We start from the raw sequence: 8,757 nt of genomic DNA, 5'->3' as shown, positions 1-8,757 counted from the left end.
GATTTGTCTATTTTGTGATGTGATTCAAGGAATACAAAAAGAAGTGAGGACAACGCCTGATATGTGCTATCAGGCATTATTTGATGGATTAATCCTGACGAAGGACTTTGTGACCATAATCGAGTAACGCATCAGTGACTTTACGCATCATGCGGCTTTCAGGAGCAAAGCGGTGCCAGTAGAGCATCCGTCGTTGAAATAGCCCAGGCGTTAAGTCAATCAGTTCACCGCTGGCCAGCTCTTTCTCGATTTGCAGGTGCGGGATCATACAGCAGGTGGTGCCCTGGCGAGCAAGTTGTACGAACGCTTCTGAAGAATTAACGATATGGCAGGGTACGCTGCCAGGAGGAAGATCGAAGTTTTGCTGCAAAAAGGCCTGGTGCATATCGTCAAGATGGTCAAACGCGACCACTGGCGCTTTCAATAATGCCGAACGCGTTACGCCGTTAGGAAAATATTTTTCGGCAAACGGTTTTGAGCTGACGAACAGATAGTCGAGCGCACCGAGTTTATCGACAAGACAACTCGGCAGCGCCTGATGTTGAATACTCACCGCGCCGACCACTTCGCCGCGGCGCAGACGTTCCTGAGTACGGGTTTCATCTTCTACCTGCAAGTTGAGGCGGATAGGCGAATCAGCCAACACAGGAGCCAGTGCCGGAAGCAACCACGTCGCCAGACTGTCGGCGTTGACCGCCAGTGAAAGCAGCAGCGGAGTCGAACCGGTTTGTTCATCGCCCAGCCACTCTTCTTCCAGCAACTCCACCTGGCGCAGCAGTGCCAGCAGTTTTTGCCCTTGTTCCGTCGGGCGCGGCGGTACGGTACGCACCAACAGCGGCTGCCCGAACATATTTTCCAGTTGCTTAATGCGCTGTGAGACGGCTGATTGTGTAATGCACAGCTTTTGTGCCGCGCGCTCAAATCCTCGTTCACGTATCACCGCATCCAGTGCCTGTAATGTTCTGTAGTCCGGGCGTTTCATTGCTGTTGTCTGCTCCTGGTAAATGCTTTTTCCTGCACTATGACACAATTTTGTGTCAGGTTGCATATACCGAAGCCGTCGGCGGGTAACATTTGTATCAATGGTTAAACGCGCAGCTTAAAAGATCAGGGATTTGCGCTATTGCATTTCGCTTAGCGACTTCGCGCCCTGGTTATGTTGAATGGCGTGGCGTTATTGCCTCTGTTCGCACCGTGGAGCGGCATACCCAGACCGTTGTATGCTTTATTTGCGGGGCGAAAGGGGATGCCCGCCATTGCGCGATATTTTATGGATGAGTTAACCACCCGGCTTGCCAACGGGGTCTGAATCGCTTTTTTTGTATATAATGCGTGTGAAATTTCATACCACAGGCGAAACGATCATGACGCAGGATGAATTGAAAAAAGCAGTAGGATGGGCGGCACTTCAGTATGTTCAGCCCGGTACCATTGTTGGTGTAGGTACAGGTTCCACCGCCGCACACTTTATTGACGCGCTCGGCACGATGAAAGGCCAGATTGAAGGGGCCGTTTCCAGTTCAGATGCTTCCACTGAAAAACTGAAAAGCCTCGGCATTCACGTTTTTGATCTCAACGAAGTCGACAGCCTTGGCATCTACGTTGATGGCGCAGATGAAATCAACGGCCACATGCAAATGATCAAAGGCGGCGGCGCGGCGCTGACCCGTGAAAAAATCATTGCTTCGGTTGCGGAAAAATTTATCTGTATTGCCGACGCCTCCAAGCAGGTTGATATTCTGGGTAAATTCCCGCTGCCAGTAGAAGTTATCCCGATGGCACGTAGTGCAGTGGCGCGCCAGCTGGTGAAACTGGGCGGTCGTCCGGAATACCGTCAGGGCGTGGTGACCGATAATGGCAACGTGATCCTCGACGTCCACGGCATGGAAATCCTTGACCCGATAGCGATGGAAAACGCCATAAATGCGATTCCTGGCGTGGTGACTGTTGGCTTGTTTGCTAACCGTGGCGCGGACGTTGCGCTGATTGGCACACCTGACGGTGTCAAAACCATTGTGAAATGATCTGACGGGGGAACCTCCCCCGTTAAAAAAATTCTCTTCATTAAATTTGGTGACATGTGTCACGCTTTTACCAGGCAATTGTCGATTGCTCTAAATAAATCCTCTAAACCAGCATATTCATCCAAGAATTACCTTTGCGTGATATTTCCTCAACATCGCGACGCAAACGTTCATATTGCCGCAATATTATTTTTTGATATGTTGAAAGGCGGATGCAAATCCGCACACAACATTTCAAAAGACAGGATTGGGTAAATGGCAAAGGTATCGCTGGAGAAAGACAAGATTAAGTTTCTGCTGGTAGAAGGCGTGCACCAAAAGGCGCTGGAAAGCCTTCGTGCAGCTGGTTACACCAACATCGAATTTCACAAAGGCGCGCTGGATGATGAACAATTAAAAGAATCCATCCGCGATGCCCACTTCATCGGCCTGCGATCCCGTACCCATCTGACTGAAGACGTGATCAACGCCGCAGAAAAACTGGTCGCTATTGGCTGTTTCTGTATCGGAACAAACCAGGTTGATCTGGATGCGGCGGCAAAGCGCGGGATCCCGGTATTTAACGCACCGTTCTCAAATACGCGCTCTGTTGCGGAGCTGGTGATTGGCGAACTGCTGCTGCTATTGCGCGGCGTGCCGGAAGCCAATGCTAAAGCGCACCGTGGCGTGTGGAACAAACTGGCGGCGGGTTCTTTTGAAGCGCGCGGCAAAAAGCTGGGTATCATCGGCTACGGTCATATTGGTACGCAATTGGGCATTCTGGCTGAATCGCTGGGAATGTATGTTTACTTTTATGATATTGAAAACAAACTGCCGCTGGGCAACGCCACTCAGGTACAGCATCTTTCTGACCTGCTGAATATGAGCGATGTGGTGAGTCTGCATGTACCAGAGAATCCGTCCACCAAAAATATGATGGGCGCGAAAGAGATTTCGCTAATGAAGCCCGGCTCGCTGCTGATTAATGCCTCGCGCGGTACTGTGGTGGATATTCCGGCGCTGTGTGATGCGCTGGCGAGCAAACATCTGGCGGGGGCGGCAATCGACGTATTCCCGACGGAACCGGCGACCAATAGCGATCCATTTACCTCTCCACTGTGTGAATTCGACAACGTCCTTCTGACGCCACACATTGGCGGTTCGACTCAGGAAGCGCAGGAGAATATCGGCTTGGAAGTTGCGGGTAAATTGATCAAGTATTCTGACAATGGCTCAACGCTCTCTGCGGTGAACTTCCCGGAAGTCTCGCTGCCACTGCATGGTGGTCGTCGTCTGATGCACATCCACGAAAACCGTCCGGGCGTGCTAACTGCGCTGAACAAAATCTTCGCCGAGCAGGGCGTCAACATCGCCGCGCAATATCTACAAACTTCCGCCCAGATGGGTTATGTAGTTATTGATATTGAAGCTGACGAAGACGTTGCCGAAAAAGCGCTGCAGGCAATGAAAGCTATTCCGGGTACCATTCGCGCCCGTCTGCTGTACTAATTCCCCTTCTCTGAAAATTAACGGGCAGGTCACTGACTTGCCCGTTTTTTTATCCCTTCTCCACACCGTTGCCGCGTTGCGCATTCTACTTTGCGAGTCTGCTCCAGAAAATAAATCAAAGTCAGATCAATGCGTTGTGTTTATTTAATGGGGATTTACGATGGCGGGACAGCATGGGGCTGTAACGGTAAAGCCCTCACCGAAGCGAGGGCTTAAAGGAGAAGGGTTATGATGCGACTTGTCATCATACTGATTGTACTGTTACTGATAAGTTTCGGAGCTTATTAACAGTCAGTCTCAAGGGAGGAGTCATCCTCCCTTACCCTTACTCACTAAATTAGGTCAAAGAATCAACGATGTCAATCAGGGCGATGCGGGGTGCATCGCCCTGAACCGAACTTTTTGATAGCCACTTCATCGCCCACGTTTACTGCCGTAATAGATCCTTTTTCCCAAAAATTATCTCTGTTTTACATGGGGTTTTTCGAGCACGCTCGAAGAAAAGATTTAAAGGTAGATCAATGCGTTGTGGTTATTTAAAGAGAGCTTACGATAGCTGGGCAGCATGGGGCTGTAACGGTAAAGCCCTCACCGAAGCGAGGGCTTGAAGGAGAAGGGTTATGATGCGACTTGCCATCATACTGATTGTACTGTTACTCATAAGTTTCCCAGCTTATTAACAGTCACAGGGGAGGAGCAATCCTCCCTTACCCTTACTCACTAAATTAGGTTAAAGAATCAACGATGTCAATCAGGGCGATGCAGGTGTATCGCCCTTACCACTCCCAGACTTTCGACGGTGTAACCACCGCAGGAAGAGGGATATCCCACTCTTCAACGGGGAGTTTTTCCACCAACTGACAATCATGCGCATAACCCACCGGTTGCGTTTTATAGTGCTGCCAGTTTTGTAAGGTCCGATCATAAAAACCACCGCCCATTCCCAGGCGCTGACCGTACTCATCAAAGGCGACCAGCGGTGTGATCAGCACGTCTAATCGGGAAAGGGGTAGCACGTCACGCACATCCAGTTTTGGCTCATGGATCTTCAACCTGTTCATCACCAGTTCGCTTTGCGGATGGTAATTCAGGAACAGCAAATTACCGGCACTAAAGGGATGCAAAACTGGAAGATATACGCGCTTACCGGCGCGCCAGAGTTGTTCTATTAGCGGCTGGGTGTCGAGTTCACCATCAAAAGAGAGGAATACAGCGACCGTATGCGCCATCACCACCGGGGGATAAGTCATCATCCGGGTAGCGGCTTGTTGACCCATTTCCAGCTGTTGTTCCGGCGTTAACGCACGACGACGTTGCCGAATCATTTTGCGGATTTCTTGTCGGGATAATGTCAGTGGGAGCTCTGGTAGTTGCGTCATGGCTGGTGCCAGATAAGAAGGGAATCTCCGAGATGCCGCCGCAGGCTGTAACCCTTGAACCCTTGGTTCAAGGTGAATGTGTCGTCGCAGTTTTAAGGCTTCTCGGACGAACCGAGCATGCTCACCAACCGCGGAGCGCCACATTCTTGTGGTATGAAATATCGGCTCAGGGGACTGGCCCGCTTGCGAACATCTCAGAGAAATTTTGTCTTCACGGTTACTCTACCACAGTAAACCGAAAAGTGTCATTCAAAGTTTTGGTTAGTTTTTTCGGTGATGCGACCTTGTTCAAGTAACGCTTGTTCTATGGTCTGCTGCAGCATCCGAATACGCTGTTCCATACTTGCCGCGTAGTCACGAGTCTTTGCTTTTTCTTGCGCTAACTCATAGCTGATATTCAATGCGGCAATGAAGACCAACTGTTCAGTATTTGTGACTCTAGTGCGTTCTTTCAGATCTTGCAACCGTTGGTTCAGATCGTCCGCTGCCTGATTCAACGCATCCCTTTGGTCAGGCGGGCAGTTCACACGCAGTGAACGGCCAAAAATTTGGATATCGACGGGTTGTGCAGACATGCCACCTTCCTGCTGATTGACTGCGCTGCCTTCGTCTTTAGACCCATGGTCTGCGAAGGGGCGACGCTATAGCTACCCTGATGAGAAGAGACAAGCCCTTTTCTGGTCCACCAGGGCCCAAAGTGGTAGCATATCATGAATATTCCTCCCTTTGACGACGAATGCTTATGTCTATACAGAACGAAATGCCTGGTTACAACGAAATGAACCAGTATCTGAACCAACAAGGGACGGGTCTGACCCCTGCCGAGATGCATGGTTTAATCAGTGGGATGATATGTGGCGGTAACGATGACAGCTCATGGCTGCCGCTACTTCACGACCTGACGAACGAAGGCATGGCTTTCGGTCATGAGCTGGCACAGGCACTGCGTAAAATGCACTCTGCCACCAGCGATGCCCTGCAGGATGACGGCTTCCTTTTTCAGCTTTATCTGCCTGATGGCGATGATGTCAGCGTTTTCGATCGGGCTGATGCACTGGCAGGTTGGGTCAATCACTTCCTGCTTGGTCTTGGCGTTACGCAACCGAAGCTGGACAAAGTGACCGGCGAAACCGGTGAAGCCATCGACGATCTGCGTAACATCGCGCAGCTGGGCTACGACGAAGACGAAGATCAGGAAGAGCTTGAAATGTCGCTTGAAGAGATCATCGAATACGTTCGTGTTGCCGCGCTGTTATGCCACGACACCTTTACTCATCCGCAACCGACCGCGCCAGAAGTACAAAAACCGACTCTACACTAAAAACAAAAAACGTAAGGAGAGTGTTATGAGTGAGATATCCCGGCAAGAGTTTCAGCGTCGCCGTCAGGCCCTGGTGGAGCAAATGCAACCCGGCAGCGCCGCGCTGATTTTTGCTGCACCAGAAGTAACACGTAGCGCCGACAGCGAATACCCCTATCGTCAGAACAGTGACTTCTGGTACTTCACCGGCTTTAACGAACCGGAAGCGGTGCTGGTGCTGATTAAAAGCGATGACACTCATAACCACAGCGTTCTGTTTAACCGCGTTCGCGACCTGACGGCGGAGATCTGGTTTGGCCGTCGCTTAGGCCAGGATGCCGCGCCAGAGAAACTGGGCGTTGACCGCGCACTGGCATTCAGCGAAATCAATCAGCAACTTTATCAACTACTTAACGGCCTGGATGTGGTTTACCATGCCCAGGGCGAATATGCATATGCTGATGAAATCGTGAACAGTGCGCTGGAAAAACTGCGTAAAGGTTCGCGGCAAAATCTCACCGCACCGGCAACGATGATCGACTGGCGTCCTGTTGTTCATGAAATGCGCCTGTTCAAATCGCCAGAAGAGATTGCCGTACTCCGCCGCGCGGGAGAAATCACCGCCATGGCACATACACGGGCGATGGAAAAATGCCGTCCGGGAATGTTCGAGTACCATCTGGAAGGCGAAATTCACCACGAATTTAACCGCCACGGTGCGCGCTATCCTTCCTATAACACCATTGTAGGCAGCGGTGAAAACGGCTGCATTCTGCACTACACCGAAAACGAGAGTGAACTGCGCGACGGTGACCTGGTGTTGATTGACGCGGGTTGTGAATACAAAGGTTACGCGGGCGATATTACCCGCACCTTCCCGGTCAACGGCAAATTCACCCAGGCCCAGCGTGAAATCTACGACATTGTGCTGGAGTCTCTCGAAACCAGCCTGCGCCTGTATCGTCCGGGAACTTCCATTCTGGAAGTCACTGGTGAAGTGGTGCGCATCATGGTTAGCGGCCTGGTAAAACTCGGCATCCTGAAAGGTAATGTTGATGAACTGATCGCTCAGAACGCCCATCGTCCTTTCTTTATGCATGGCCTTAGCCACTGGTTAGGACTGGATGTCCATGACGTTGGCGTTTATGGTCAGGATCGCTCGCGCATTCTGGAACCGGGGATGGTACTGACCGTAGAGCCTGGTCTGTATATCGCGCCGGATGCGGATGTGCCAGAACAATATCGCGGTATCGGCATTCGTATTGAAGACGACATTGTGATTACCGAAACCGGCAACGAAAACCTCACCGCCAGCGTGGTGAAAAAGCCGGAAGAAATCGAAGCGTTGATGGCTGCTGCGAGAAAGCAATGAGCGTAATCATCGTCGGTGGCGGCATGGCGGGCGCGACGCTGGCGCTGGCTATTTCCCGGTTAAGTCACGGGGCGCTGCCGGTACATTTGATTGAAGCGACTGCGCCAGAGTCACATGCTCATCCGGGCTTTGATGGACGAGCGATAGCGCTGGCGGCGGGTACCTGTCAGCAACTGGCGCGCATCGGCGTCTGGCAATCTCTGGCTGATTGCGCAACCGCCATCACTACCGTGCATGTCAGCGATCGTGGTCATGCTGGATTCGTCACCCTCGCCGCAGAAGATTACCAACTGGCGGCGCTGGGGCAGGTTGTCGAATTGCATAATGTTGGGCAACGGCTGTTTGCATTGCTGCGAAAAGCACCTGGCGTAATGCTGCATTGCCCCGATCGCGTAGCTAACGTTGCCCGTACTCAGAGTCACGTTGAAGTGACGCTGGAGAGCGGCGAGATGCTGACGGGCCGCGTGCTGATAGCCGCTGATGGCACCCATTCAGCGTTAGCCACCGCGTGCGGCGTTGATTGGCAGCAGGAGCCTTACGAACAACTGGCAGTGATTGCCAACGTTGCTACTTCTGTTGCGCACGAAGGCCGCGCTTTTGAACGCTTCACGCAACATGGCCCGCTGGCGATGTTGCCGATGTCTGACGGACGCTGTTCGCTGGTCTGGTGTCATCCACTGGAACGGCGCGAAGAGGTGCTGTCGTGGAGCGACGAGAAGTTTTGCCGTGAACTCCAGTCTGCCTTTGGCTGGCGACTGGGGCAAATTACCCACGCCGGTAAACGCAGTGCTTATCCGCTGGCATTAACCCGCGCCGCCAGACCGATTACCCATCGCACTGTGCTGGTGGGCAATGCGGCGCAAACTCTGCACCCGATTGCCGGGCAAGGGTTTAACCTCGGTATGCGAGATGTCATGAGCCTTGCGGAAACCCTGACTCAGGCGCATGAGCGCGGAGAAGACATCGGTGATTACGGCATATTGTGCCGCTATCAGCAGCGTCGACAGAGCGATCGCGAAGCAACCATCGGCGTCACGGACAGCCTGGTACATCTTTTTGCCAACCGTTGGGCACCGCTGGTTGTCGGGCGCAACATCGGACTGATGACGATGGAATTATTCACCCCGGCACGCGATGTGCTGGCGCAGCGCACCCTCGGTTGGGTGGCGCGTTGAAGGCGGTTTTAAGGAATAA

At 52.2% G+C, this 8,757-nt stretch carries 10 protein-coding genes and 1 other RNA gene; 7 read left to right on the top strand and 4 right to left on the bottom strand.

Annotation, left to right across the window (positions count from 1 at the left end):
- Nucleotides 1–88: 88 nt before the first annotated feature.
- A complete protein-coding gene (gene argP / locus ACUU1I_RS09290; RefSeq protein WP_000828351.1) occupies nucleotides 89–982 on the bottom strand; it encodes a DNA-binding transcriptional regulator ArgP in 894 nt (297 codons plus the stop codon).
- Nucleotides 983–1,364: 382 nt separating this feature from the next.
- Between argP and rpiA the strand changes: the two genes are divergently transcribed.
- The 4 genes from rpiA to ACUU1I_RS09270 all read left to right on the top strand — a co-directional run bounded on the left by rpiA (nucleotide 1,365) and on the right by ACUU1I_RS09270 (nucleotide 4,192).
- A complete protein-coding gene (gene rpiA, locus ACUU1I_RS09285; RefSeq protein WP_000189743.1) occupies nucleotides 1,365–2,024 on the top strand; it encodes a ribose-5-phosphate isomerase RpiA in 660 nt (219 codons plus the stop codon).
- 255 nt (nucleotides 2,025–2,279) lie between these two features.
- Nucleotides 2,280–3,512, top strand: a complete 1,233-nt coding sequence (serA, locus tag ACUU1I_RS09280; protein WP_001151604.1) for a phosphoglycerate dehydrogenase — start codon at nucleotides 2,280–2,282, stop codon at nucleotides 3,510–3,512.
- Between the two features lie 228 nt (nucleotides 3,513–3,740).
- Nucleotides 3,741–3,800: a type I toxin-antitoxin system toxin IbsC gene (gene ibsC / locus ACUU1I_RS09275; protein ID WP_071524576.1), complete on the top strand. Its 60-nt coding sequence runs from the start codon at nucleotides 3,741–3,743 to the stop codon at nucleotides 3,798–3,800.
- A gap of 332 nt (nucleotides 3,801–4,132) precedes the next feature.
- The gene (locus ACUU1I_RS09270; protein ID WP_001387035.1) at nucleotides 4,133–4,192 is read left to right on the top strand and encodes a type I toxin-antitoxin system Ibs family toxin; all 60 of its coding nucleotides are present in this window, start codon (nucleotides 4,133–4,135) and stop codon (nucleotides 4,190–4,192) included.
- A gap of 96 nt (nucleotides 4,193–4,288) precedes the next feature.
- On the opposite strand, the gene ACUU1I_RS09265 is transcribed toward ACUU1I_RS09270, so the two are convergent.
- The 3 genes from ACUU1I_RS09265 to zapA form a co-directional block, all read right to left on the bottom strand.
- Complete coding sequence (locus ACUU1I_RS09265; protein WP_000192745.1) at nucleotides 4,289–4,891, bottom strand: 5-formyltetrahydrofolate cyclo-ligase; 603 nt, start codon at nucleotides 4,889–4,891, stop codon at nucleotides 4,289–4,291.
- A 20-nt stretch (nucleotides 4,892–4,911) separates the two neighbouring features.
- Nucleotides 4,912–5,095, bottom strand: a non-coding RNA gene (gene ssrS / locus ACUU1I_RS09260) — 6S RNA.
- A 41-nt stretch (nucleotides 5,096–5,136) separates the two neighbouring features.
- Nucleotides 5,137–5,466 carry a cell division protein ZapA gene (gene zapA / locus ACUU1I_RS09255; RefSeq protein ID WP_001276008.1) on the bottom strand — a complete coding sequence of 110 codons (330 nt, stop codon included), beginning with the start codon at nucleotides 5,464–5,466 and terminating at the stop codon, nucleotides 5,137–5,139.
- Nucleotides 5,467–5,633: 167 nt separating this feature from the next.
- On the opposite strand from zapA, the gene ygfB reads away from it, so the two are divergent.
- Genes ygfB through ubiH form a run of 3 tightly spaced genes read left to right on the top strand, consistent with a single transcriptional unit; the run spans nucleotide 5,634 to nucleotide 8,738 of the window.
- Nucleotides 5,634–6,212, top strand: a complete 579-nt coding sequence (ygfB, locus tag ACUU1I_RS09250) for a UPF0149 family protein YgfB (protein ID WP_001295378.1) — start codon at nucleotides 5,634–5,636, stop codon at nucleotides 6,210–6,212.
- Nucleotides 6,213–6,237: 25 nt separating this feature from the next.
- On the top strand, nucleotides 6,238–7,563 hold the full coding sequence (gene pepP, locus ACUU1I_RS09245; protein ID WP_001290130.1) for a Xaa-Pro aminopeptidase: 1,326 nt from the start codon (nucleotides 6,238–6,240) through the stop codon (nucleotides 7,561–7,563).
- Nucleotides 7,560–8,738: a 2-octaprenyl-6-methoxyphenyl hydroxylase gene (gene ubiH / locus ACUU1I_RS09240; RefSeq protein ID WP_000111174.1), complete on the top strand. Its 1,179-nt coding sequence runs from the start codon at nucleotides 7,560–7,562 to the stop codon at nucleotides 8,736–8,738. Before pepP ends, ubiH begins: the two co-directional genes overlap by 4 nt.
- Nucleotides 8,739–8,757 lie beyond the last annotated feature (19 nt).

This window comes from Shigella sp. SIG3, assembly GCF_053555855.1.
Note: the sequence above shows the minus strand (reverse complement) of the source record. Positions and strands in the feature narration are given on the sequence as shown.